This is a genomic window from Nocardioides sp. Bht2, from assembly GCF_047308515.1.
GTDB lineage: Bacteria > Actinomycetota > Actinomycetes > Propionibacteriales > Nocardioidaceae > Nocardioides.
In genome coordinates this window covers 1-22,410 of the sequence record NZ_JBLBWI010000010.1, presented here as the reverse complement: position 1 = coordinate 22,410, position 22,410 = coordinate 1, and the positions used below count along the sequence as shown (strand labels likewise).

21 protein-coding genes and 1 pseudogene are annotated in these 22,410 nt (G+C 66.8%); 9 read left to right on the top strand and 13 right to left on the bottom strand.

Annotation, left to right across the window (positions count from 1 at the left end):
• Positions 1-3: 3 nt before the first annotated feature.
• Positions 4-354 carry a hypothetical protein gene (locus ACLM5J_RS13385; RefSeq protein ID WP_413656924.1) on the top strand — a complete coding sequence of 117 codons (351 nt, stop codon included), beginning with the start codon at positions 4-6 and terminating at the stop codon, positions 352-354.
• A 52-nt stretch (positions 355-406) separates the two neighbouring features.
• On the opposite strand, the gene ACLM5J_RS13380 is transcribed toward ACLM5J_RS13385, so the two are convergent.
• From ACLM5J_RS13380 to ACLM5J_RS13330, 11 genes and pseudogenes are all read right to left on the bottom strand, one after another.
• Positions 407-910: a hypothetical protein gene (locus tag ACLM5J_RS13380; protein WP_413656923.1), complete on the bottom strand. Its 504-nt coding sequence runs from the start codon at positions 908-910 to the stop codon at positions 407-409.
• A complete protein-coding gene (locus ACLM5J_RS13375) occupies positions 907-1,539 on the bottom strand; it encodes a hypothetical protein (protein ID WP_413656922.1) in 633 nt (210 codons plus the stop codon). Before ACLM5J_RS13375 ends, ACLM5J_RS13380 begins: the two co-directional genes overlap by 4 nt.
• Positions 1,536-2,684 (bottom strand): MlaD family protein, encoded by a 1,149-nt coding sequence (locus tag ACLM5J_RS13370; RefSeq protein ID WP_413656921.1) that lies wholly within the window; start codon positions 2,682-2,684, stop codon positions 1,536-1,538. The genes ACLM5J_RS13375 and ACLM5J_RS13370 overlap by 4 nt, the downstream gene beginning before the upstream one ends.
• Complete coding sequence (locus ACLM5J_RS13365; RefSeq protein WP_413656920.1) at positions 2,684-3,985, bottom strand: MCE family protein; 1,302 nt, start codon at positions 3,983-3,985, stop codon at positions 2,684-2,686. Before ACLM5J_RS13365 ends, ACLM5J_RS13370 begins: the two co-directional genes overlap by 1 nt.
• Positions 3,982-5,025, bottom strand: coding sequence for an MCE family protein (locus ACLM5J_RS13360; RefSeq protein ID WP_413656919.1), 1,044 nt, complete (start codon positions 5,023-5,025; stop codon positions 3,982-3,984). The genes ACLM5J_RS13365 and ACLM5J_RS13360 overlap by 4 nt, the downstream gene beginning before the upstream one ends.
• Positions 5,022-6,041 (bottom strand): MCE family protein, encoded by a 1,020-nt coding sequence (locus tag ACLM5J_RS13355; RefSeq protein WP_413656918.1) that lies wholly within the window; start codon positions 6,039-6,041, stop codon positions 5,022-5,024. The genes ACLM5J_RS13360 and ACLM5J_RS13355 overlap by 4 nt, the downstream gene beginning before the upstream one ends.
• On the bottom strand, positions 6,041-7,066 hold the full coding sequence (locus ACLM5J_RS13350; protein WP_413656917.1) for an MCE family protein: 1,026 nt from the start codon (positions 7,064-7,066) through the stop codon (positions 6,041-6,043). Before ACLM5J_RS13350 ends, ACLM5J_RS13355 begins: the two co-directional genes overlap by 1 nt.
• Positions 7,063-8,364, bottom strand: a complete 1,302-nt coding sequence (locus ACLM5J_RS13345; protein ID WP_413656916.1) for an MCE family protein — start codon at positions 8,362-8,364, stop codon at positions 7,063-7,065. The genes ACLM5J_RS13350 and ACLM5J_RS13345 overlap by 4 nt, the downstream gene beginning before the upstream one ends.
• Positions 8,361-9,197, bottom strand: a complete 837-nt coding sequence (locus ACLM5J_RS13340; protein ID WP_413656915.1) for an MlaE family ABC transporter permease — start codon at positions 9,195-9,197, stop codon at positions 8,361-8,363. The genes ACLM5J_RS13345 and ACLM5J_RS13340 overlap by 4 nt, the downstream gene beginning before the upstream one ends.
• A gap of 2 nt (positions 9,198-9,199) precedes the next feature.
• A complete protein-coding gene (locus ACLM5J_RS13335) occupies positions 9,200-9,949 on the bottom strand; it encodes an MlaE family ABC transporter permease (protein WP_413657026.1) in 750 nt (249 codons plus the stop codon).
• 432 nt (positions 9,950-10,381) lie between these two features.
• Positions 10,382-10,978, bottom strand: a pseudogene (locus ACLM5J_RS13330) (ABC transporter ATP-binding protein); the annotation flags it as partial.
• A 307-nt stretch (positions 10,979-11,285) separates the two neighbouring features.
• Between ACLM5J_RS13330 and ACLM5J_RS13325 the strand changes: the two are divergent.
• Entirely contained in the window at positions 11,286-11,615 is a 330-nt protein-coding gene (locus ACLM5J_RS13325) for a DUF6907 domain-containing protein (protein WP_413656914.1), read from the top strand.
• 112 nt (positions 11,616-11,727) lie between these two features.
• Positions 11,728-11,958 (top strand): helix-turn-helix domain-containing protein, encoded by a 231-nt coding sequence (locus tag ACLM5J_RS13320; protein WP_413656913.1) that lies wholly within the window; start codon positions 11,728-11,730, stop codon positions 11,956-11,958.
• Between the two features lie 187 nt (positions 11,959-12,145).
• Here the strand turns inward: ACLM5J_RS13320 and ACLM5J_RS13315 are convergent, their stop codons facing one another.
• Together ACLM5J_RS13315 and ACLM5J_RS13310 are read right to left on the bottom strand one after the other, a co-directional pair.
• Positions 12,146-12,781, bottom strand: a complete 636-nt coding sequence (locus ACLM5J_RS13315; protein WP_413656912.1) for a hypothetical protein — start codon at positions 12,779-12,781, stop codon at positions 12,146-12,148.
• Between the two features lie 92 nt (positions 12,782-12,873).
• Positions 12,874-13,626 (bottom strand): hypothetical protein, encoded by a 753-nt coding sequence (locus ACLM5J_RS13310; protein WP_413656911.1) that lies wholly within the window; start codon positions 13,624-13,626, stop codon positions 12,874-12,876.
• A 567-nt stretch (positions 13,627-14,193) separates the two neighbouring features.
• On the opposite strand from ACLM5J_RS13310, the gene ACLM5J_RS13305 reads away from it, so the two are divergent.
• From ACLM5J_RS13305 to ACLM5J_RS13280, 6 genes are all read left to right on the top strand, one after another.
• Positions 14,194-15,150, top strand: coding sequence for a hypothetical protein (locus ACLM5J_RS13305; protein ID WP_413656910.1), 957 nt, complete (start codon positions 14,194-14,196; stop codon positions 15,148-15,150).
• Between the two features lie 9 nt (positions 15,151-15,159).
• Entirely contained in the window at positions 15,160-16,722 is a 1,563-nt protein-coding gene (locus tag ACLM5J_RS13300; RefSeq protein ID WP_413656909.1) for an Ig-like domain repeat protein, read from the top strand.
• 75 nt (positions 16,723-16,797) lie between these two features.
• The gene (locus tag ACLM5J_RS13295) at positions 16,798-18,165 is read left to right on the top strand and encodes a helix-turn-helix domain-containing protein (RefSeq protein WP_413656907.1); all 1,368 of its coding nucleotides are present in this window, start codon (positions 16,798-16,800) and stop codon (positions 18,163-18,165) included.
• A 12-nt stretch (positions 18,166-18,177) separates the two neighbouring features.
• On the top strand, positions 18,178-18,918 hold the full coding sequence (locus ACLM5J_RS13290; RefSeq protein ID WP_413656906.1) for a hypothetical protein: 741 nt from the start codon (positions 18,178-18,180) through the stop codon (positions 18,916-18,918).
• Positions 18,919-18,927: 9 nt separating this feature from the next.
• Complete coding sequence (locus ACLM5J_RS13285; protein WP_413656905.1) at positions 18,928-20,937, top strand: Ig-like domain repeat protein; 2,010 nt, start codon at positions 18,928-18,930, stop codon at positions 20,935-20,937.
• Positions 20,938-21,066: 129 nt separating this feature from the next.
• Positions 21,067-22,359: a helix-turn-helix domain-containing protein gene (locus ACLM5J_RS13280; RefSeq protein ID WP_413656904.1), complete on the top strand. Its 1,293-nt coding sequence runs from the start codon at positions 21,067-21,069 to the stop codon at positions 22,357-22,359.
• Positions 22,360-22,410: the final 51 nt, after the last annotated feature.

Sequence of the window (22,410 nt, the reverse complement as noted above, 5' to 3'; positions counted from 1 at the left end):
CAGATGAGCGACTTCCTGTTGTCCGCACGCGCCTTGGTGATGCGCGACCTCGAAGCCACCGGCAGCGCATCGCCGGAGGTTGTTTCGCTCCTTGAGGACATCTTGATCAACCGCCGCTGGTGGTCGGACCAGTGGCCCGCCGGTCGGCAGTACCTTGACGGTCTGGTCGCTCAAGATCTCCAGGACGAACTGCTCGAGCACCGCGGGCGCTGGCCGCTGTGCCCGCGGTGCGACGACGCCGTCCACGCCCTCTACATCCACCCCGAGTTGGGCGGGCCGGACCCGGTCTGGGTCTGCGAGGACTCAGGCACCGTTGTCGCCCCGCTCGGCGACCTCGGCATCCGCGCCACCTGAGCGGACGCCGAGGCAACGCCTCGCGGCGTCTCGAGAGCTACCGCCCCGAGTACTACAGGACCTCGAACCGCTCCACGCGCCACGCGCCACCGATCCGCTTCAGGTCGACGGTCACCATCGCCGCCGAGACGGTCAGCTCCTTGTCGGTGGAGCGCTGGCTCCGCTGGTCGAGAAAGACCAGGAGCTCCGCCGAGTCGTCGGTGACGCGCTTCGCACCTGTCGCCGACACCTCAGCGCTGAGCACCAACTCCTGCCCCGGTGCCTGCTCCATCAGCGTCTTCATCAAGGTGTCGTACTCGGCTCGCGCGTCACCGATGAGGAAGTCGTCGGCAGCGGCCTGGCTGGCCGCCGGATCCGCGAAGTCGTAGCTGAAGACGGAGACCAGCCCGATCGCCGCCTCCTTGATCACCTGCTCTGTCGCTGCCTCGTCGATCAGCGCCTGGTTGTCCGGCGCGTCCTCACGGCTCACGACGTAGCCGCGCCCGAAGAAGGCGACGCCGGCAAGCAGGCAGATCACCGCCACGATCAGCACGCCGTACTTACGCACAGAGGTCATTTGAGGTTCACCCCCACCGTGTTCAGGTTCTCCACCAGCCACTTACCGTCGACCCGGACGAGATCGGCCGCGAACCGGTTGCGCTTCTCAACGGCACCACCCTCAGCAGAGGAGTCGCGGACCTCGGTGATGATCGAGGCGATCACGGTCGCGGTGTCCTCACCGAGTTCGGTGACGGCGACACTCAACACCTTGCCGACGCTGACCGCCTGACTGTCGATCAGGGTCTGCCGCTTCTCGTCTGCCTGATCGGCGAACTGGTCGCCGAGGACGCCGGTCGTCGCCGCCTCCCAGGCGGCGAGGTGCTCGTCGACCTTCTGGTAGTCCATGGTCTGCAGGACGGCGAGATTGTTGCTCGCTGCCACGATCACCGCGTCGCGCCGTTCCGCCCGAGCCGCGTCCGGGTCAGGCTCGGCGTCCCGCCAGAACATGACGCCGAGGACCAGGACGACGAGGCTCACCGCGAGCAGGCCCCACGGTGCCCAGCCGGGGAGCCAGGTGGACGACGTCGGAGCGCCGCCATCACCCGCGGTTTCCTTGCCCGGCACCGGTTCGTCGTCCCGCACACCTTCGTCGTCCCGCACAGCGTCGTCCACCATCAGCCCCCGATCAGCCTCGTTGCGGGTCATCGTCCCATCAACTGCCCCAGGTCATCGGCCATACGCAGATTGACGCGAGGAGTTTTCAGGCTCTTCGTCCCACGCACACCGGTGCCCGTCGACGGCGCTGCCGTACAGCCGGCCATGGTGTTGAACGGCTGACCCTTCGACGTCTCCACCCCGGGACGGAGCTGGGTACCGCCGTAGCCCGAGGTGCACGCGGCCGGATCGAAGTAGGTCTGGGCGAGACCCAGGTTCAGACCCTGCGAGGTGGTGACCGCCCACCCGATGCTCATCGCGTCCGGCAGGTTGATCATCGAGTTCCGGACTCCGGCGGCGTTGACCCCGAAGACCTGAGCCGGCGTCACGAGGTTGGCCATCAGTTCGCCCAGCGGCCCCCCGACCTGCTGGATGACCTTCTGGAACTCGCGCGCCACCTGAGGCGTGTTCTCGATCAGCTTCCGGATCTCCGTGTCGGACTCCTCCATCGCCTTGGCGAAGACCGCGAGGTCGCGGCTGAACGCCTTGATGCTGGCCTGGGAGGCGAGTTGGGTGTCGAGCACCTGGCCCGAGTTCCGGATCAGCGAGGAGGTGACCACGAAGTTGGCCTGCGCGGTCTCGGCGAACGACGACAGGGTGGTGTTCAGCTGGCGCAGCGGCTCGGCGCCGTCGCGGGTCCATTCGTAGACCTCGTCGATCACGGTGGCCAGATCGTCCTTCGGCACCGAGTTGAGGAAGTTGCGGGTGCTGAAGAGGAGGTCGTCCATCGGCGGCGGCAGCACTGCGTTGGTGCCGTCGATCCAGTCGCCGTTCTTGAGCAGATCGTCGGCGCCGTCCTCACCGGCCAACTGCAGGTACTGCTCGCCGATCGCGGAACGGTTGACCACCGCGACGTCAACGTCGGCGGGGATGTCGGGCCCACCGCCGTCCAGCCGGAGCACGACCTTCACGCCGTCCCTGGTGGCACGCAGACTCTCCACCCGTCCGACCGGAACGCCTCGGTAGGTGACCTCACCGTTCTCGAAGAGACCGCCCGCTTCGGGGAGTTGGACCGAGACCCGGTAGTCGCCGCCGAAGCTGCCGACGCCGAGGTACTTGACGGCGAGGTACGAGGTAGCGAGAAGCCCGACGATGACGAACGCCGTCAGCTTCACGCGCACAGTGCGGCTGAGCACTACTCACCACCTCCCGTGACCGTCTCGGTCGGTTGCGTCGGATGCGAAGGGGGCGACGACGCGCTGGGTTCACCGGTCGGCGAGATCATCACCGTCGGCGACGGCAACCCAGGCAGAGCCGTGTCGGTCGGGGTGAGCAGGCTGGGCGCCGGTCCGGCGGGGGTCGCGGCGCCGTCCTTCTTCTTCCCCTGCTTCGGCCCGGGGTCGGTCAGCTCGGGGTAGTCGTCCCAGTTCAGCCCCGGTTGCATTCGGTTCGCAGTGCCACGCGCGAAGGAGCCGTCGGTGGGCTGCGGCCAGGCGCAGGCGAAGGCGCCGCAGTTGTCCGGAGTGCGGAAGTTCGTCGTCACGAAGCCGTTGAAATAGTCACCCTTGATCGCCTCCAGGACGGAGTCCGGGAACGGGTAGGTGAGCAGGATCTGCAGCGCGTTGGGCAGGTCGGTCCCGGCCTTGGCGAGCTGTTCCAGGATCGGCTCCAACGCCTTGAAGTCCGCAATGATGTCCTTCTGCGCGGTGTTCAAGGTGTCGACGGTGACCTTCGAGAGCTTGTCGAGCGAGGAGAGCATCGCCACCAGCTGCTTGCGCTGGTCGACCAGCACCTGCATACCGGGGCTGAGGTCTTCGAGCGCCGTCACGATCTTCTCCTTGTCGGCCTCGAGCGAGGCACCGAGGCGCTCCAGACCGTCGAGAGCCGCGGTCAGCGACTCCTTGCGATCGTCGAGCCCGCTCACGAACGTGTTGATCCTGCGGAGGAACGCCTTGATCTCCTCGGGCCTACCGGCTGAGACCTTCTGCAGCTCCTTGGAGATCTCCTGGAACTGGCCGACGCCACCACCGTTGAGCACCAGTGAGAGCGCACCCAGCACCTCTTCCACCTCGGCGGCGTGTGAGGTCTGCGCGATCCCGAGGTGTGCGCCGTCGCCGAGCCGGGCAGCCCCCGGCGCAGCCGGGCGGACCAGCGCCACGAACTTCTCACCGAGCAACGAGGTCTGCTGGAGCCGCGCGTCGGTGCCCTCCGGGAGGCGCACCTTGCGGTTCAGCTTCAGCTCGACGCGGGCACTCTTGCCGTCCTTGTTGAGGATGATCTTGTTGACCTGACCGACCTCGACGTTGTCGACCTTGACGCTCGACTGCGGCACCAGGTCGAGCACGTCCGCGAAGTCTGCGGTGATCACGATCGGGTCGCTGCCCAGATCCGCGCCGCCGGGGAGATCGGTCTCGTAGACGCCGCCCCCGATCAGGCCGCAGCCGGTGGCGGTGAGCCCGAGAACCGCGGTCGCGCTGATCAGTCCGAGCCGCTTCATTCGCCGGCCCCCTTTCGGTTCAGCAGCACCGGAGGCGCGTCCGGGGAGCTCCGTCCGGTGAGCCCGCCGTCGCTCCAGGTGGTGATCTCGTGCAGGTTGCCGCGGCTGTCCAGCGTGCCGGTGCGCGGGTTGTAGGCCTTGATGAAGTTCTGCAACAGCAGCGGCACGTTCCGTACCGTCTCCTCCAGGGACTTGCGTTGCTTGACCAGGACGCTGGTCGGCCCCTGTAGGTTGCGGACGCTGGTGTTGAGGTTGTCGCGGTTCTCCCGAATGAAGTCGTCGAGGACCACGAAGGCGTCCGCCAGGTTGGCGGCAGCGTCGGCGAGGTCGTCCTTGTCCTCGGCCAGATAGCGAGTGACCGCTGCGAACCGCTTGTTCATCGAGGCGACGTCGGCGTCGTTCTCCTTGAGCATCCCGTTGAACTTGTCGAGGTTCGCCAGGGTCGCGAAGAACTCTTCGTCGATGCCGTCCAGAGTCGCCGCGGCTTCACCGAACTCGCGCATCATGCCGTTGAGCTTGGCTCCCTGGCCGTCCAGGTTCTCGGCAGCGACCGCCAGGAACTTGGAGAGTGCACCGTTCTTGTTGACCCCTTCGGGGCCGAGTTGGTCGCTGACGTCGATCAGGCTCCGATAGAGCGAGTCGATCTCGACCGGCACAGCGGTCCGGTCGACGTCGATGACGGCGCCGTCCTGGAGCGTCGGGCCTTCGGTCCACGGCTGAGTGAGCTGGACGAAGCGGTCGCTGACGACCGTCTGCGCCACGATCACCGCGGCGGTGCTCTGGGCGATCTTGTGGTCCGGGTCGATCTCCATGGTCACCTTGACCCGGGAGCCTTGCGGGTCGACGTCGGTCACCCGACCGACCGGGACACCCAGCACCTGGACGTCGTTGCCGGGATAGAGGCCGACGGTCTGGGTGAAGTAGGCGGTCACCTCGGTGGGCTCCTCCGCAAGCACTGTGCGCTGGAGGGCGAATCCGCCGAGACCCACCGCGACCACGGCGACGACGGCGATCCGCTTGGAGCGGCGCGACAACTTCATCGTCCGCCTCCCTTCTTCGGCGTGCAGTTCCGCAGGACGTCGTTCTCCAGCAGCGGCGCACCTTGGCCGTCGAAGAGGCCACAGATGTAGCTCTCCAGCCAGTGACCGTTGGCGGTCGTCGCGGTGAGCACGCGGTAGTAGGGGCCGAGCTTCTTCAGCGCGGAGTTCAGGTTGGCCTCGTTCCGTTGCAGGATCGCGGAGACCCGGTCGAGCTTGGCCAGCGCCGGCGCCAGCGTCTTCTGATTGTCAGCTACCAGGCCACGGACCTGGACACCGAGGTTCGCCGTCCCCTTGAGCATCGCCTGGACGGCGTCGCGCCGGTTCTCCAACTCCCCCATCAGGTCATTGCCGTCAGAGAGGATCTTGGCGAACTCGGCGTTCCGCTCGGCGAGGGTGCCGGTGACGCTGGTGGTGGACTTCAGCAGTGCGGAGAGGTCGTCGTCACGCGTGGAGATGGTCCGCGACAGGGCGCTCAGCCCGGAGACCAGCTCGCGTACGGCGGGCGGGGTGTTCTCGAACGCCGTCGAAAGCACCTCAAGGCTCTTCTCCAACTGGGCGGTGTCGATCTGGTCGATCTCCGACGACACGTCCGAGAACGCCGCGTTGACGTCGTAGGGAGTGGTCGTCCGCTCCAGCGGAATTGCCGCGTCGAGATCGCCGCCCCCGGCAGGAGAGATGTCGAGGAACTTCCGTCCTAGCAGGGTCTTCACGCTGATCCCCGCGGACGTCTGGTCGCCAAGGTCGACGCCCTTCACCCGGAAGGTGACCTTGACCTTGTTGCCCTCGAGGCTGAGTTTGGTCACCTCGCCGACCTTGACGCCGGAGACTCGCACCTCATTACCTTCGCGAAGCCCTCCGGCCTCGCGGAAGTAGGCGGTGTGGGTCTCGCCGCCCCCGATGATGGGCAGCGACGCCGCGTTGAAGGTGGCGAAGAAGACTGCGGCCAGTGCGAGCAGCCCGACGACGGCGATGACGACTTTGTTGCGTTCGGCGAACGACAACGGGTGGCGGGCCATCAGCGGCACCTCCCCGCAACCGGCTTCACACCGAGATCGCCGTAGTAGCCCTCAGGCATCGGAATCCGTCCCTTGATCGAGCAGAGATAAACGTTGATCCAGGACCCGTAGCTGGCGGTGCGACCGATCCTGTCGAGCTTGAGCGGCAGAGTCTGGAAGAAATCGTCGAGCACGGCCTCGGAGTCAGCGAGGTTCTCGGAGAGTTCGCCGAGCGCGTTGATCGACCCCTTGAGCGGCTGCCGGGTGCCTTCCAACAGCCCGGCGACGCTGGTCGTCAGGCCGCCGAGGCCTTCGATGGTGCTGCCGATGACGGCGCGGTCCTCAGCCAGACCGCTGACCAGTTCCTGCATCGTGGAGACGGTGGTCGAGAGATCTTCGGACCGGGTGTCGACGGTGTCGAGCACCTCGGTCAGCGAGGCGATCAACTGACCGATCACCTCGTCCCGTCCGGCCAGGGTGCTGCTCAGGCTGGCGGTGCTGGAGAGCAGCCCCTCGACCGTCGTCCCCTCGCCCTGGAAGACCGCGATCACCTGTGCGCTCAGGTTGTTGACCTGCTCGGCGTCGAGGAACTCCAGCAACGGCTGGAAGCCGTTGAAAAGGACGGTGAGGTCGAGGGCCGGCTTGGTCTCCTTGACGTCGAAGGTGTGGCCGTCCTTGAGTTCGTCGCCTGGCGTGGGCGAGGGCATCAGCGCGATGTAACGCTGGCCGACCATGTTGCGGAACCGCAGCTCGGCCTTCATTCCGGCGAACATCGGCGCCTCGTCGTTGACCTTGAAGGTGACCTCGCCGAGGTTGTCCCGGCCGACCTGGATCTTCTCGACCGTGCCGACGCGGACACCGGCCATCCGCACGTCATCTCCCTTGTTCAGGCTGGTGACGTCGGTGAAGAGCGCTGTGTACGTGCGGTTCGTGTCGCCGCTGCTGTTGCTGATCGTGGCGGCCAGGGCAGCAGTGGCCAACAAGGTGGCGAGGGTGAAGATCAGGCTCTTGATCAACACCGGCGTGATGGATGCGGTCCTACTCATCTCAAGCTCACCTTCGCTCCGCGGAGCACCGGACCGAGCAGCATGCTCGACCACTGCGGGTAGTCAGCGGGGGCCATCCCCAGGGTGGGGGCGACCAACTCGGCGATCAGCCGGTTCTCTGACGGCGAGTTCGCATCGCCGAGACCCGTCGCTGCGCTGAGGACCTCCGGCGCGAACCGACGCGGCGGAGCCGGGGTCTGGCGGGGCGCGACCTGCTGGTCGCCCACACTCGAGCCGCGCGATGCCGGGTCACCGGTCACATACGGACACTTGGACTTGCCCTGGGTGGGGAAGGTCGGCGTGTCCTTGCCGACCAGGTACTTGCCCCGGCTCTTGACGACGCTGAGCTTGACGTGGAGACCGGGCTCGTCGGTGCCCTTACCGAGAACCGTGTCCATCTTCGGAGCGAACTTGGTCGCCGAGCGGAGGATGCACGGGAACTGGTCGGCGTACGGCCGGACCGCCTCCAGCGCCTTCCTGCTCTCCGCGGAGAGCACCTCGATGGTCTTCTGGTTGTCGTCCATCCAGCCGGTGACGTCGTTCGAGCTGGTGATCACCGAGGCGAAGAGCGCGGTGAGGTTGTCGTTCTCGTCGACCAGCATCTGCGAGGTGGTGGCCATCGACTCGACCGCGTCCAGCAGATCGGGCGCGGCGTCAGCGTAGAGGTTGGCGACCTCGGCGAACTTGGCAAGGTTCGTGGTCATCTCGGGGACCAACGGGTTGAGCTTCTTGAAGTAGTCGCTCCAGGCCACCATCATCGTGCCGAGATCCTCACCCTGGTCGCGAAGCATCAGCGACATCTCGCCCAGGGCGGCGGAGAGCTTCGCGGGCTGGATCGCCTGTAGCATCGGCAGTAGTTCGTCGAAGACCTCTTGCAGTTCGACTGCTTCGGTGGAGGAGTCCTCCCGGATCACGTCGCCGTTGGCCAGCCCGCCGTCACCGGCGAACGCTTCTCGCAAGGAGACGTAGCGCTCCCCGAAGAGGGTCTTGGGCAGCAGCCGAGCCACGGTCTGCGGCGAGATGTCCTTGGCTACGTCGGGGTCGAGGGCCAGCGTCAGCTTGGCGCCCTGCTCGGACGAGCTGATCTTGGCGACGCGACCGATCGGGACGCCGTTGAGCTTCACGTCGGAGCCGGTCTGGAGCGAGTTGCCGAGCTTGCCCGTCTCCAGGGTCACGTCGACGCTCTTGGTGAAGCTCTGGTTGTAGGCGGCCATCGCGCCGACCAGCAGCGCGCCGATCAGGACGGCGTAACCAAGGCCCAGGAGGACGTCGGGAAGACGGCTCTTGCGCGGACTCATCCAGCGATCCTTACGGTGGTGGTGGTTCCCCACAGCGCCATCGACAGCACCAGGTCGAGCACGGCGACGGTGACGATGCTGCGGCGAACCGCGGTACCGACGGCGATGCCCACCCCGGCCGGCCCGCCGGTCGCGGTGTAGCCCAGGCGGCAGTGGATCAGGATGATCAGCACCGCGAAGATCAGCACCTTCACGAACGACAGCAGGATGTCGATGGGCGGCAGGAAGAGGTTGAAGTAGTGGTCGTAGGTTCCAGCGGACTGTCCGTAGAAGTAGACGGTGATGATCCGGGAACCCGCATACGAGGTGAGAAGTCCGATCACGTAGAGCGGGATGATCGCGATGAAGCCGGCGACCACCCGGGTGCTCACCAGGTAGGGCACGCTGGGCACCGCCATCGCGGTGAGCGCATCGACCTCCTCGTTGACCTGCATCGCGCCGAGCTGGGCGGTGAAGCCGGAACCGACCGTGGCTGAGAGCGCCAGCGCGGCGACCAGCGGCGCGATCTCACGAGTGTTGAAGTAGGCGGAGATGAAGCCGTTGAGGGTTGCCGTGCCGATCTGGTCGAGGGCCGCGTAGCCCTGCATGCCGACGACGGTGCCGACGAAGAGCGTCATCCCGAGCATCACGCCGATGGTTCCGCCGATCACGGCGAGCGCACCCGAGCCGAAGCTCACTTCGGAGAGCAGCCGCAGGACCTCTTTGGGGTACCGGACCACGGTGCTGGGGATCCGGATCAGGACGTGGCCGTGGAACCGCAGCGCTTCGCCGAGGGCGGCCAACCGGTTGACGGGTACGTCGCGGAGCCTGGACACGCCGGAGAGCTCGATCATGCTCAGGCCCCCTTCCCGGGCACGAGTTGCAGATACAGGGTGGTGATCACGAAGTTGACGAAGAAGAGCAGCAGGAAGGTGATCACCACGGACTGGTTGACCGCATCGCCGACGCCCTTCGGGCCGGGTGCGGTGTTGAGTCCGCGGTAACAGGCGACGACGCCAGCGACGAAGCCGAAGACGACGGCCTTGATCTCGCCCACCCACAGGTCGGAGAGCTGCGCGAGCGCGGTGAAGCTGGAGAGGTAGGCACCGGGCGTCCCGCCCTGGACCACCACGTTGAAGAAGTAGCCACCGAGGACACCGACCACCGAGACCAAGCCGTTGAGCAGGACCGCCGCGAGCACACAGGCGATCACCCGGGGCACGACCAGCCGTTGCACCGGTGAGATGCCCATCACCCGCATCGCGTCGATCTCGTCGCGGATCCGCCGGGTGCCGATCTCGGCGCAGATCGCGGCACCACCGGCGCCGGCGATCACGAGTGTGGTCACGATCGGCGCCGCCTGTTGGACCACCGCCAGCACGCTGGCCGCGCCGGTGAAGGACTGAGCACCGATCTGCACGGTGAGTGTGCCGAGTTGGAGTGCGATCACCGCGCCGAACGGGATCGCCACCAGCATCGCCGGGATCCACGAGACGCTGACGACGAACCAGAACTGCTCCAGGGTCTCGCGGGCAGCGAAGGGACGCTTGAACGTCTCGCGGATGGTGTCGAGGGCGAGGGCGAAAAGGTCACCGACGCCGGTCAGCGCTCGGGTCGCGACCCCCCGGGTGGGTACCGATCGTTCTCGGTCGCTCTCCTCGTCGTCGGCGACATACAGGCGCGAGGCGCCGGAGGCGACCCGCTCCCGATGCCGATCGCCACCGGCGCGCGGCATCCCGGTCCGAGGGGTGAGCTGCCGCGGCAGGACCTCGATCGGCCGCGCCCCGGCGTGCCGGGAGAGCAGGGCCGTGCCACCACCGGCACCGTTCATATCGAACTCGTCGTACGCAGCGACGTCGGTGGTGCTGTGGTCGGTCTCCTCGCTCATCCCGATCGGACCGTCCGGGTCGCCGCTCATGAACTGACTGACCACCGGGTGGTCGGTGAGCAGGAACTCCTCACGCGGACCGAACATCACCAGCTCGCGCCGGTAGAGCATGCCGAGGTTGTCGGGAAGGGTGCGCGCGAGCTCGATGTTGTGGGTGACCACCAGCATCGTGGTGTCGGTCGCGGCGTTCACCTCCATCAGCAGCTGGGCCAGGTTGGAGGTGCGGACCGGGTCCAGGCCGGAGTCCGGCTCGTCGATCAGGATGATCTCCGGGTCGATGACCAGCGCTCGCGCCAGACCGGCGCGCTTCTTCATACCGCCGGAGATCTGCCCGGGAAGCTTGTGCTCCTGGCCGGCGAGTCCGACCAGGCCGAGCTTGTCCATCACGCGTTCGCGGATCTTCGCTTCGGGCAGCTTGGTGTGCTCGCGGAGCGGAAAGGCCACGTTGTCGTAGACGTTCATCGAGCCGAAGAGAGCGCCGTCCTGGAAGAGCACGCCGAACTTCTTGCGCAGCTCCAGGCGTTGCGACTCCCGTGACGAGACCATGTCGACGCCGTCGATCAGGATCTGCCCCTCCTCCGGCTCCAGAAGGCCGATCAGCGCCTTGAGGAAGACCGACTTGCCCGTGCCTGACGGACCCAGCAGTGCCGTGATCTCCCCTGGCGGCAGGGTGAGTGTCACGTCATGCCAGATGTTCTGACGTCCGAAGCTCTTGGTCAGGCCAGTGACCTCGACGAGTCCGCCCATCGTTTCCCTCTCGGTTCGCGGTGCTTGCAGTGGGGAGCCCCCACTGCTTGATTGACCGTATGCGTGATCCCGATCACCACAAGGGGTTCCGGCCATCGAATCCCCGGATCGGCACCGAAAGTTCCAAGACTTGTGACGTGGTTGACAAGATTCGACATCGATCGAATTTGCCTCTTTTCTGTACCCACGGTCCGTGGGTGCCTCCGAAACCCTGCTGCCCCGCCCCAGCTCAGAGTTGCTCAGCGGCCGTAGTCACTGCACCGGATCGGACCGGTCCACCACCGGTCCCCAAGCTTCAAGGAGCACCATGAGGGCGAACCCATCACCTAGTTGGCAGCACGATCCCTGTCCGGACTGGTGCGTGATCACGCACCACGAGAACGACCTGGTCGAGGACCGGTTCCATGACGCCACCAGCGTCTCGGTTCCGGTCGTCCTCGCCGGCTCGTCCGCGCTTGAGGAGGTCGACAACTCCGACCTCTTCCTGGCGCTCTTCCGCCGGGTCGGCTCCGACGACGACTGGCTGCACATCTCGGCACCCGAGGCGGACCACGGTGGTTTCACGGTCTCGCTGACGAGTGCGCGCCGGCTGGGCGATGCGCTGAGCCGACTTCCTGGCAGCGGCCCACCGCCGTGACCTGCGGGCTCTTGGACCCCGCTCTTCCTCCACAGGCGGAGGATCGCGTTGAGTTGTCCACCGGGTCTCTCGGCCCCTGGCCCCAACCCTGGCGCGCCGCCAGACTGCTGCCATGACAACGCAACTACATCAGCAAGTCGGTCGCCGTCTTCTCGCTATCCGCCAGGAGAAGAAGGTCAGCCAAGAAGCCCTCGCCGATTCGATCGGCATGCACCGCTCCTACATCGGAGCATTGGAACGAGGTGAACGAAACCCCAGTCTCCGCGTGATCTACAACGTTGCCGAACGCCTCGGCGTCAGCACCGACTACCTACTCTGCTCCCACGGAGAGCAACACACCTAAGCCTCCCCAGCCGGCGACGATACCGATGCTGTCGTCGGCTGAGGCTGGCCCGCACACCGCTCAAGGCTCCGTGTAGATCCAGAACGGCACCGAGATCCCACCGTCGTCGTTACCCAATACATCCCAAATGACGAACGCGGACGACGTCCCTGGACCTGCCAGTGACCGCCGCCCGCGTCCGTCGAGGTCAGGGCGCGACACGCCCGTTGCTGATGTCGAGCTCGACCTGGTTGCCGCTACCCGGGATCACCGAGTTGATCAGCCAGGTGTTCAGGCCACAGTTCTGGAAGTTGCCGATGGTGAACTCGCCACTGAGGTGCCCGCCGTTGAAGAGGTTGAACTCGCCGGAGGGCGGCGACGCGATCGGAATCGTCACCGGGTCGCTGGTCCGACAGTGCGGACCGGCGAAGGTCGGGAAGCCGAGCACCCGGATGTTCGAGAGCCGGATGTAGTAGCTGGCTACCGCATCGACCCGACTCTCCACCGGCGCCGCACTCAGCGAACCGGCGATCGGCGCCACTTCTTGGAAGGCGACGTCGGCGGTGACCGGCAGGAAGCCGATCAGATTGAACTCCGTCTCCGTGCCCGGCAGCGGCATGCTGCCGGTGAAGTCGAAGGTCGCGTAGTCGAGCGCGGTGCTCAACGTGGACGGTCCGAGCTCGATGGTTGAGCCGGTGCTGGCGATCTGCGCCTCCCCGGAGGCGTCGTACTGAATGTTGAGGATCGGCGCGGCGCTCGCCGGCGAGGCCTGCAGGGCGACCGCGGCCGCGGTCGCCGTGGTGGCGGCGAGCCCGAAGCGGAGCCACTCTTTGAGGTGCTGCATCTTCACTCCTGACGTTGGTGCGGATGGGAGAATCGACGGAGCGGGGTGCCGAACCTTGGCCGTTCGACACCCCGCCCTCGCCGAGCAGCCGGCTACTCCGAGAGGTAGACCGGCAGCGGGACAGTGATCTCGTCCTTGTCGTTGCCGACAGCGTCGGCCCCGATGTCGAAGACACCCTGGAAGTCGGCGGAGTCACCGACACCCACCAGACCGAAGCAATTGGCGGCGCCGCCACTGCCGATCGAGGTGATCGTCAGGTTGCCGGTGTAGCCGGTCTCGTTGACCGTGAGCGCCTGCGTGGCCTCATCGAACGAGCCGTCGGCCACGCCGGAGACGGTGAAGTCACACGCTCCGGGGGCTGCGGTCGCGTAGACCCGCGCCGTCAGTAGCCCGCCGCCGGCACCGGTGATCTGACCGGCGATCACGTCGGTGTTCGCCGCCGTCGCCGGGCCACTCGCCCGGAGCTCCCAGTTGAGCGTGGGCTGTACCGTCATCGCCAGGCCGGCCGGACCCCGACAATTCTTCCAGTCCAACCCGTGGAAGGTCTCCGGGGTGTTGACTCGAGTGACCGGCATGATCGTGGCGATCGGGTTGTTTCTGTTGAGGCCTGCGTGCACCTTGCCTTCGACGTTGACGTCACCACAGTCCATATTGGTGATGGTCCCGAGGTGATCGACCGAGAAGTCGATCCCCGCCGGGGTCGAGGTGCCGAAGAAGAGATGGTCGGCGGTGGCCGTGGAGCCGCCCACCTCCACGTCATACGGCGGGTGGGCGAAGGCCGAGGAGATCAGGACGCCGATGGCCGCGATCGCCAGACCTCCTGCTCCGATGAGCTTTCGTTTCATATTGCACTCCTTAGCTCAGGCGGCACCGGGCGGTGCCACTGACGCCATGGTGCGCATGCGACTGAGCAATTAATCAATACCAAGGAGAAACTGAGGACTTTAGTCCCGGGCGGAATCGAGCCAGCTTGTTATCCGCGTGATAAAACACTTCGCACTCTGACCGCGGTTGCCCATTCCGTTCTTGAGTCGTGCAGGATTTGCACTCGCCGACCGCACCTGCCAGCAAAATCTCCCACTACTCTCGACACTGACCCGCAAATGCCCCGGAAAGGACGGCCCCCGCAGGAAATCTGCGCCCGCGCCTCGCGCCGACTTCCCCCTCCGCGACGCACAACCAACGCTGGCCCGCGTGTCGCGACAATGCTTCCTTTTGACCAATTCTCCCCAAAAGGGACATTGCAGTAGGTCGGGAAGCCACACAGAGAAGCACTTGGAAATACCAAGAAATTCCGGCGAAACTCTAATTTATTACCCGCGTCACAACTTTTCCAGAATTCTCGCTGGCAAGCCAGGAAAGATCGCCGGTCCCTCTTTTCAGTGGCATCCGTTCCCGTGCACCGTTCGGGTATGCGCTCGACCTTTCTCCTCCTTCTCTGTGCCAGCACCGCAGCTGTCTCCCTGGTCGCGTCAGCGGGGCTAGCCGACGAGGGACCGCGCCCTGGCCTGCCCCGGCACACCGAGCCGGGCGGCAGCTGGAACTCCGTGGTTCAGGGCGGGGCCTCCGAGGCTCGGCGCGCCAAGCAGTGGGTGCGGGTGCCGATGCAGGCCACCTCGCTCTACACGACGAACCGGAACCTCGCCCCACCGGAGGAGTCGGGCCACCGGATCTGGGAGAACACCAACTATCTGTACTTGATGGCGGAGACCGGCGCACGGCACCACTACGGGCTGTCGGCTCCGTTCACGGTCCGCACGACGGCCTTCGGCACGATCCCCGTCTCCGCAACCTTGCGGCTGGCACAGCGCCGCACCAGCGAGGACCTACCAACTCCACTCATCGTCCAGACTCTCGACGAGTGGTACGCCGGCCGGGTCCGACCGCCCAGCTGGGGAGAGGTCCATACCCGATACTACGACCTCAACGCCACCGACGCGCTTTTCGTCGAGGTCGAGGAGCTGACTGTCGACGGCGTCGATCTCGGGCTCCGCGCCGGTTGCCGCACCAGCACCGCAGCCCCGGTCGCCCTCCATGGCGAGGGCTTCGAGGTGCCCGACCCCGAGATTGATGAGAACAACGTCCTCGCCTCCGGGCACTTCACTGCTGGCAAAGGCGGCCTGATCACCGGCACTGCGGATATCCCCGCCTTCGCCAACTGCCGCACCGAGAGCGACGAAGACGTCTCTCGCCTACTGACCGCCGCAATCAGCGGCCCTGGCAACAGCCTCACCCTCCATGTATCGCCGCCCGCTGGCTGCGGCCGGCTGTTGCCTGACGTCGGCGCTTACGACCCTACCGTCCACTGCCCGTCTCAGATTCCGCCGGGCATCACCCTGCCGCCCGCGCGGTTCACACCCACCCCTTAAGGAGCAACCATGACCATCCGACCAGCCCTCCGACCGCCGATTCGGGCCCGCGCCGTAGCGCTTGCCTGTGCCGCGCTCCTCACCGCGAGCCTGGCCCACGTCGGCGCGGCCGAGGCTAACCTCTCCCCGGCCGACGCCGGAGCTGCCGTGGCCTGGGGCAAACCGGACGCCCCGCCACCGGTCCTCCCGTCGGCACTGGCCGAGACCCCCCTCGCCCAGGCCTTGGTCGTCGGCACCGAGGGGCTCTTCCTCACCTCCGCCGGCGAGGTGATGGTCCACAGCGGCGTCGAGACCAAACAGGTGCCACCAGAACTGGCAGGGAAGAAAGTCGCACTGATTGCCGCCGACCCCTCCTTTTCGGACCTCGCAGCGCTCACCGACGACGGCGAGCTGATCTTCTGGGGTGCTCGCAGCACGGTCAGCAACACCACCGGCGTCGACCTGACCAACCTGCGCCAGCTCGATCTTGGGGCCCGGTTCGGCGTCGGCGTCAAGAGCGACGGCACGGTGGTCACCTGGGGAGAGAACACCTACGGTCAGACCAACGTCCCGGCCGGGCTCACCGATGTGGTGAAGGTGGCTGCCGGCTCTGCGCAGGTCTATGCGTTGCGGGCCAACGGCACCGTCGTCGCCTGGGGCCGCAGTGTGCAGAACCAACTGGTACTGCCGCCCGAGCTCACTGTGCCAGGGTCCGTCAAGGACATCGAGGCTCGCGTCGCAGGCGGTTTGGCGCTGCTGGCAGACGGCACGCTGCGCTCCTGGGGACAGAACACCACGGGTGAACCAGCCAGTGCCGTCAACGCCGTCCCTGCCTCCGTGAACGGGCTGACCATCACCCAGATCGCTTCGACGACTTCCTACGCAACCAACCTAGCCATCGACTCCACCGGCGGAATCCACGTGTGGGGGCTGCCCACCCAACTCCCCTCGGCGATACCGGCCGGACTCGACGGTCGCACCCTCTCCCACGTCGCCGTCGGCGGCGAGCTCGCCGTCGCGATCCAACGCAAGGTCATGACGATCACCGCCTCCACCGTCACCGGTACCGCCAAGCAGGGCAGCACCCTGACCGGGACGCCGGCCACGTTCTCCGGTGCCCCGACGCTCAGCTACCAGTGGCTCGCCAACGGCACGCCGATCTCAGGCGCGACCGAGCGCACCCTCACCCTCGGCTCCGCCCAGGTCGGTAAGCGGATCAGCTTCCGCACCATCGCTCTCGACGGCTCCACCCCGCTGAACTCGGACAGCACCCAGACCGCGGCCGTCACCCCGCTGGCGCCGGTCAAGGTCGCCTCGAAGACCGCCATCTCCAAGGTCAAGGGCAAGAAGAAGACGGCCACCTTCTCGATCCGGGTCACCCGCTCCGGCGGTACCCCGACCGGGAAGGTCGCGGTCCTGATCAAGCGCGGCAGCAAGACGGTCTACAAGAAGAGCGTGACCCTGAGGTCCGGCTCGGTGAAGGTGACCGTCAAGCGCCTCAAGAAGGGGAAGCACACCATCTCCTCCACCTACGCCGGCGACACCCGCAGCCGGCCTTCCACAGCGGCGAAGCGGTCCTTCCGGATCCGCTGACCGCTCCGCGTGGGGTGGGGTGCTTCCTCACTCGCCCCACCCCACGCTCCCGCTCCACCTACTCGGAGGAACCCCATGGCATCCGTCCCCACCCCGCGCCGACCACGACGCCGTTTGACGGATACGGAGCGCCGCGCCGCCTGGCTGACCCGGGTCCAGGCGCCGTTGGACGAGGCTCGACCAGAAGTGGGGATTCCGGAGTTCGTACAAGCGCTCCAGGAACGGGTCCCGAACCTCACCCAGCAGTTGGTCCACACCCTGCAACGTGAGGTCACCGCCTTCGCCGGCGGCAAGACACGGCGCGCGATCATCCGGAGGGCCGCCCGCTCCGCCACCGGCGAGTTCTTCGCCCTGCTCGAGGGAACCGTGCCGAACGACCCGGCGGTCTCACAGAGCTTCCAGCAGGTCGGGTTCGGGATCGCCTCCGAGGGCAACACCTTGGAGCCGATGCATATCGCGCTGCGGATCGCCCACCTGGAAGCCTGGCGAGTGCTCTCCGAAACCGCGACCACTCACCAGGTCAGCACCCATTTTCTCGGCAGCCTGGGCGAAGCTCTCGACCTCTATTTCGCACACCTGGAGGAGGAAGCGGCGCACGGCCATACCCACGGCGTCCAGATGCGCGACGCCGATCGCGGGGTGATCCGGGAACGGCTGCTCGCGGAGATCTGCGTCGACGATCACTTCGGCTCCGCGGAGGACCGTGCGGATCGGATCACCGTACTGGCCGCCGGCGCCGATTGGCCGTTGGCTTCCGAGGTAGTAGCGATGAGGGTCGCGTTCGAGGGCGAGTTCCCCACCCTGGCCGAGCCTCACCACGACATCTTGATGGACGCCCGACGTGCCCCGGCCCTGTTGGTCTGTTCGCCGCAACGCGCCGAGGAGGCCAGCGCCGAGTTGCTGCTTCACGACTCCGTGCTCCGGATCTCGATCAGCTGGCCGGTAAGTCCCACCGAGCTCCCCGCCGCGGATCGCATCGCCCGCCGCACCCTGGATCTGGTCAGGCTGCGGGAGACCTCGTCGCACCGGGTCCTCCGTACCACCGAACACATGTACCAGCTGTGGATCCACTCTGAGCCCGAGCTTCGACGGCGTCTGGTCAATGAGATGCTGCAACCGTTGCTCACCGAGAAACCACGCTCGCGCCGGCTGCTCGCCGAAACCCTGTTGGCCTGGATCGCCACCCGCGACAGTGCCCCGATCGTCGCGGAACGGATGGGAGTCCACCCGCAGACCGTCCGATACCGGCAGCGCCGGATGCGCGAGGTCTTCGGCGACCTGCTGGAGGATCCTGAATTCATCGCGGTCGCCTCGCTGACCCTGCGTGCCTCGCTCCCGTTCTGGCGGATCGGGGACGACGCCGACCTGATGGGGCCAGCTCCGCAACGCCGTCCGGCCAAAGGCACGCCCGTCACCGGACAGCGCCGCTCGCAGGATGAGTGAACAGGTGCCGTGATGCCATCGTCCCGCCCTGCCCTGCACCGACGCGCCGTCGGCGCTGCCGTTCTTGCCGCAGCGACCCTCGGCATCGTGGGCATCCTGCAGAGCACCACCGATGCACGGTCACCGAACGAACCTCCTGTTCGAAGCGACTCCTTCACGGTGCTCGGCTCGCCCCCGACACAACGCCCCGAACTCAGCGCACCGCGGGACCCCCTCACCGGCGCCGAAGTCGGCTACGCGGTCCATCTCGCCGCCACCGACGCCAGCCTTCCGCGCTCCGCTACCGATGTCACTGGCGACAACGGCGCCGAAGTGCTCACGGTGGAGCTTCCCGCCGAAGTTGTGCCCGACCGTCGGCTTGCGGTGGTCGGTCTCTACGACTACACCGCCGGTCAGGGATACCAACAGACCGTCGATCTCGGCTCCGGTCAGGTCCGGTCGACCCGCAACCTCGCCGAGGCGAAGATCTCCGCCGACGAGGCGCGCGTCGCAGTACAGCTTGCGATCGACCACGATCCCGCGCTGACGTTCACCGCGGAGTTCCAGGCAGCGCAGGGCACGCCCCTGGTGAGTGCCGATCAAATCGGCTACGCGGCCGGTGCCTTCACCTTCGACGGCAGTACCGCCGGCGGGGATCGATGCGGCGCTCATCGCTGCGCCCAACTGCTGCTCCGGCTTCCCAACGGGACCTACCTGACCACCACAGACTTCGTGGTCGATCTCTCGGCCCGGGCCGTGGTCCGGCTCCGGTGAGGAGGCACTATGCGCATCCTTCGTCTCAGCTTCGCGGTGACCGTGTTGGTCCCCCTGTTCTGCGTCTCTGCGTTCTCTCCGTTGGCACCGGCGCCCACTCCATCCGGTGCAGGGTGGGCGGCAGCGATTGGGACTACGCCAGCCGCTGCTGAGACCCCAGCCCCGGACTGTCCGCAGAGCCTCGTCGAGGAGACGCTGGCCAACGGGGCTTCCTGGCGGATGTGCGTCCGGGTCCACGAGATGAGGGGGCTGGTCCTGGAGCAGATCGAGTACCGTCCGCCGAACAGTCGTGAGTTCAGCGGCTACAAGCGCGTGCTCGACCAACTCTCCTTGGCGCAGCTGAATGTGCCTTACGACAACGGTCATGTGCAGTACAACGACATCACCTCCTTCGGCTTCGGCGGCACACATCTGCTGAGTCAGAACTCCACCACCTGTCCGGGCGAGGCCAGCGACGTCACCCAGACCTACCTGAGCGGCGGAGAGTTGGTCAGCCGCACCATCCCCGGGATCTGCGTCGATGAGGTGGACACCGGGCTGGCCCACCACTCCGTGGAGAGCGACGGCGCGAGCGAGCAGCGCTTCGCCGCCCGGGGCACCGCCCTCCAGCTGAGCTCGCTGTCGAAGATCTCCTGGTACAAATACCAGCAGCAGGTCACCTTCGACGGCGTCGGCACGATCGACGTCGCCCTCGGCGCCACCGGGGACGTCGCTCCCGGCGGCCCGGGCGGCAGCCACTTCTCGACCGACCCCGACTATGGCTGGCCGTTGGGTGGTCCCATCGCTGAGTCGGGCTTGGAAACCCATGCCGCGTCCCATTGGCACAATGCCATCTGGAAGGTCGACTTCGGCATCGACGGCGGCTCCCGGCAATACGTCGAGGAGTGGACCTACGCCAACCGCTCCACCCCGCCCTCGCTCCCGAAGTTCGCCGGTACCGGTACCCGTCGCTCCCGTGCGTTCTCGGCGCACCGCGGCGAGGGCACCGGTCAGAGGTGGTTCCGGGTACTCAACCCTGACTCGATCAACCCCGACGGCCACCCCCGCTCCTACGCGATCGTCAACGAGAACGACCCGAACACCACGATCCCGGTCTTCGAGCCAGAGCTGAGCTTCACCAACCACCGCGCCTGTGCCGAGTACGCCTCGATGAACCTGAACGCAGAGTGCCCGGGTCTCTCCGTCCTCGACTATGTAGCCGCCGACGAGGCCGAGCTCACCGACCCGGTGGCGTGGGTCAACGTCGACTTCCACCACGTGGATCGCGATGAGGATCAGAGCCCGATGCCGATGCACTGGCAACGGTTCCAGCTCGTTCCGCGCGACTTCTTCGCCCAGAGTCCCGACACCCCGGACCAACGCAGCTGCATCAACGGCGCGGGCTGGATCGACTCCCTGGACTCGCCCTGCGTTGCCACCAACCTGGCGGCACCGCAGATCCGGCCAAGCTCATCGGCGCTTACCGCCGGCACCCTGCTCCACGCAGAGCCCGGCAGTTGGAACGAGTCGCGCACAACCTGGACCTACCACTATCTCTGGTACCGCGACGGGCGCCCGATCACGAGCACCGACGCAGCCGGCTCGACCGTCGCCGCGATCGAGCCGACCTACCGGGTGCGCCCGGAGGACCTCGGCACGACGTTGAACGTACGGGTGACGGCGTCGCATACCGGCTACCCGTCGGGGACGGCCGACTCCCCAGGCCTCCGCATCCCCGCCGCCCCACGAACGCCGCGCCGGGCCAGCTCTCTCACCGTGGCGGCGGCATCGATCCGAGCGGGTCGAAGGCCGCGGCTGTCGGTGCACGTGACCACGTCAGGCGCGGTCCCAGCAGGGAAGGTCGAGATCCGTCGGGGCGCCAAGACCCTCACCGTCGCCCGGTTGGTCGACGGTGCGACCCGGATCAGGTTGCACCGTTTCCGCCGGGTCGGGCGTCACCGGTTGACCGCGATCTACACCGGCAGCTCCACCGTGGCACCGAGTCGTCGAACCGTCACGGTCCTCGTTCGGCGTCGATGAAACCACGGCCACCCCCTCAAGAAATCCGCTACGGATACGTAGCAATGTGGAAGCGTCCGTTGCCTAGATTTGTGGCTCCTGAAATGTGCGGAAGTTATCAACGTCGCACAGCGCAGGAGCCAGCAGAGCGTGGAGCAGCCCGCAGATGAGCCTCAGAGCACCATCGATGAGACCGAGGAGTGGAACAGGTCCCTAGCCCACTTGATCGCGTTGACGCCGTCGGATGTCTTGGCCAGAGCCACCACCGTGGGGGTCGCGGCCAGGTTCGCCACAGCGACCATGCGCGAGGTAGCGCGCGAGGTCTCCGCCTACGCAGACGAAGGCGGCCAGGCGACGACCACTTCCAGCCTGTCCAGCACGCTGCTCGAGATCGCCGAGGACATCGCGGAGTCACCCACCCCGCTTGACGAGCGCACCGCCACGACGATCGGGCAGCGCCTGCACGACCTCGGCTTCGCCGAGACGCACCGGGCCATCTCCTTGGACGACCTGAGCCGGGTCGCAACGGTCGCGCTGCGGCAACTCTGGCGCGAGTTCCACCGGCTGGCGATCACCCGCGGCTGGGACAGCGACCTACTCGGCGAGGTCGGCGAGACGCTGCTCCTGGTACGCCAGCACGTTGACCGGCTGATCACCGAGGGCCAGCAGAGCGCCGGCAAGCCGCCCCGCGACCCACACGTCGTCCAGGATCGCCTGATCCTGGCGCTGGTCCGGGAAGGCAACGACAACCCCGAGCAGTGGCTCGACCTGGCGGCCCGTTGCGACGCAGCTCATTGGGAACTGCCCGATCAACTGGTGGTGATCAGGCTCCACCACGACGCCGCGACCGTGCGCCCGCTGGTGCCCGACACCGTGCTCGTCGACCAGATCTCAGCTCCGACCCGCCTGATCGTTCCCGCTCCGCTGAGCGAGGCGACCACGGACCGGCTGACGGCTGGGCTCACGAAGCCGCGGCTCGCCATCAGCACGCCGGTCGCGCCGTCGGACTGCGCCAGCGGCGACCGCTGGGCCCGGCGGGCTCTGGAACTGATCGACGCCGGCGTACTGAACCCCGCACCGGCGACCTGGTGCGACGACCACACCGCCCTGCTCTGGCTTCACGCGGAGCCGGAGATCCGCCGACGGCTGGTCCAGGAGTTCCTCGGCCCGCTGCTCAACGAGGGGCCGACCACCCGGATAAGCCTCGCCGAGACGATGCTGGCCTGGCTCACCACGCGCGACAGCGCCCCGGTCATCGCGGAACGGCTCGACGTCCACGCCCAGACGGTGCGCTATCGCTGGCGCAGACTGACCGAACTCTTCGGCGACCAGCTCCGCGACCCCGAGTTCATCGGCATGGTGACACTCCTGCTCCGGGCGACGGTGCCACTGTGGCGCAGCGGCGACGATGCCGATCTGGAGGCGTTCCGCAACAATCGCTAGCTGTGATGTCCAGCCACGTTGGTCGAGATTCTGCGATGACACGGTCTGACT

What these genes read in the sequence shown, in the direction of transcription:
- ACLM5J_RS13310 (WP_413656911.1), bottom strand. Translation starts at nt 13,626, where the DNA reads ATGAAACGAAAGCTCATCGGAGCAGGAGGTCTGGCGATCGCGGCCATC.
- ACLM5J_RS13325 (WP_413656914.1), top strand. Translation starts at nt 11,286, where the DNA reads ATGAGGGCGAACCCATCACCTAGTTGGCAGCACGATCCCTGTCCGGAC.
- ACLM5J_RS13375 (WP_413656922.1), bottom strand. Translation starts at nt 1,539, where the DNA reads ATGACCCGCAACGAGGCTGATCGGGGGCTGATGGTGGACGACGCTGTG.
- ACLM5J_RS13300 (WP_413656909.1), top strand. Translation starts at nt 15,160, where the DNA reads ATGACCATCCGACCAGCCCTCCGACCGCCGATTCGGGCCCGCGCCGTA.
- ACLM5J_RS13320 (WP_413656913.1), top strand. Translation starts at nt 11,728, where the DNA reads ATGACAACGCAACTACATCAGCAAGTCGGTCGCCGTCTTCTCGCTATC.
- ACLM5J_RS13360 (WP_413656919.1), bottom strand. Translation starts at nt 5,025, where the DNA reads ATGAAGTTGTCGCGCCGCTCCAAGCGGATCGCCGTCGTCGCCGTGGTC.
- ACLM5J_RS13380 (WP_413656923.1), bottom strand. Translation starts at nt 910, where the DNA reads ATGACCTCTGTGCGTAAGTACGGCGTGCTGATCGTGGCGGTGATCTGC.
- ACLM5J_RS13340 (WP_413656915.1), bottom strand. Translation starts at nt 9,197, where the DNA reads ATGATCGAGCTCTCCGGCGTGTCCAGGCTCCGCGACGTACCCGTCAAC.
- ACLM5J_RS13355 (WP_413656918.1), bottom strand. Translation starts at nt 6,041, where the DNA reads ATGGCCCGCCACCCGTTGTCGTTCGCCGAACGCAACAAAGTCGTCATC.
- ACLM5J_RS13345 (WP_413656916.1), bottom strand. Translation starts at nt 8,364, where the DNA reads ATGAGTCCGCGCAAGAGCCGTCTTCCCGACGTCCTCCTGGGCCTTGGT.
- ACLM5J_RS13290 (WP_413656906.1), top strand. Translation starts at nt 18,178, where the DNA reads ATGCCATCGTCCCGCCCTGCCCTGCACCGACGCGCCGTCGGCGCTGCC.
- ACLM5J_RS13350 (WP_413656917.1), bottom strand. Translation starts at nt 7,066, where the DNA reads ATGAGTAGGACCGCATCCATCACGCCGGTGTTGATCAAGAGCCTGATC.
- ACLM5J_RS13295 (WP_413656907.1), top strand. Translation starts at nt 16,798, where the DNA reads ATGGCATCCGTCCCCACCCCGCGCCGACCACGACGCCGTTTGACGGAT.
- ACLM5J_RS13285 (WP_413656905.1), top strand. Translation starts at nt 18,928, where the DNA reads ATGCGCATCCTTCGTCTCAGCTTCGCGGTGACCGTGTTGGTCCCCCTG.
- ACLM5J_RS13315 (WP_413656912.1), bottom strand. Translation starts at nt 12,781, where the DNA reads ATGCAGCACCTCAAAGAGTGGCTCCGCTTCGGGCTCGCCGCCACCACG.
- ACLM5J_RS13365 (WP_413656920.1), bottom strand. Translation starts at nt 3,985, where the DNA reads ATGAAGCGGCTCGGACTGATCAGCGCGACCGCGGTTCTCGGGCTCACC.
- ACLM5J_RS13385 (WP_413656924.1), top strand. Translation starts at nt 4, where the DNA reads ATGAGCGACTTCCTGTTGTCCGCACGCGCCTTGGTGATGCGCGACCTC.
- ACLM5J_RS13305 (WP_413656910.1), top strand. Translation starts at nt 14,194, where the DNA reads ATGCGCTCGACCTTTCTCCTCCTTCTCTGTGCCAGCACCGCAGCTGTC.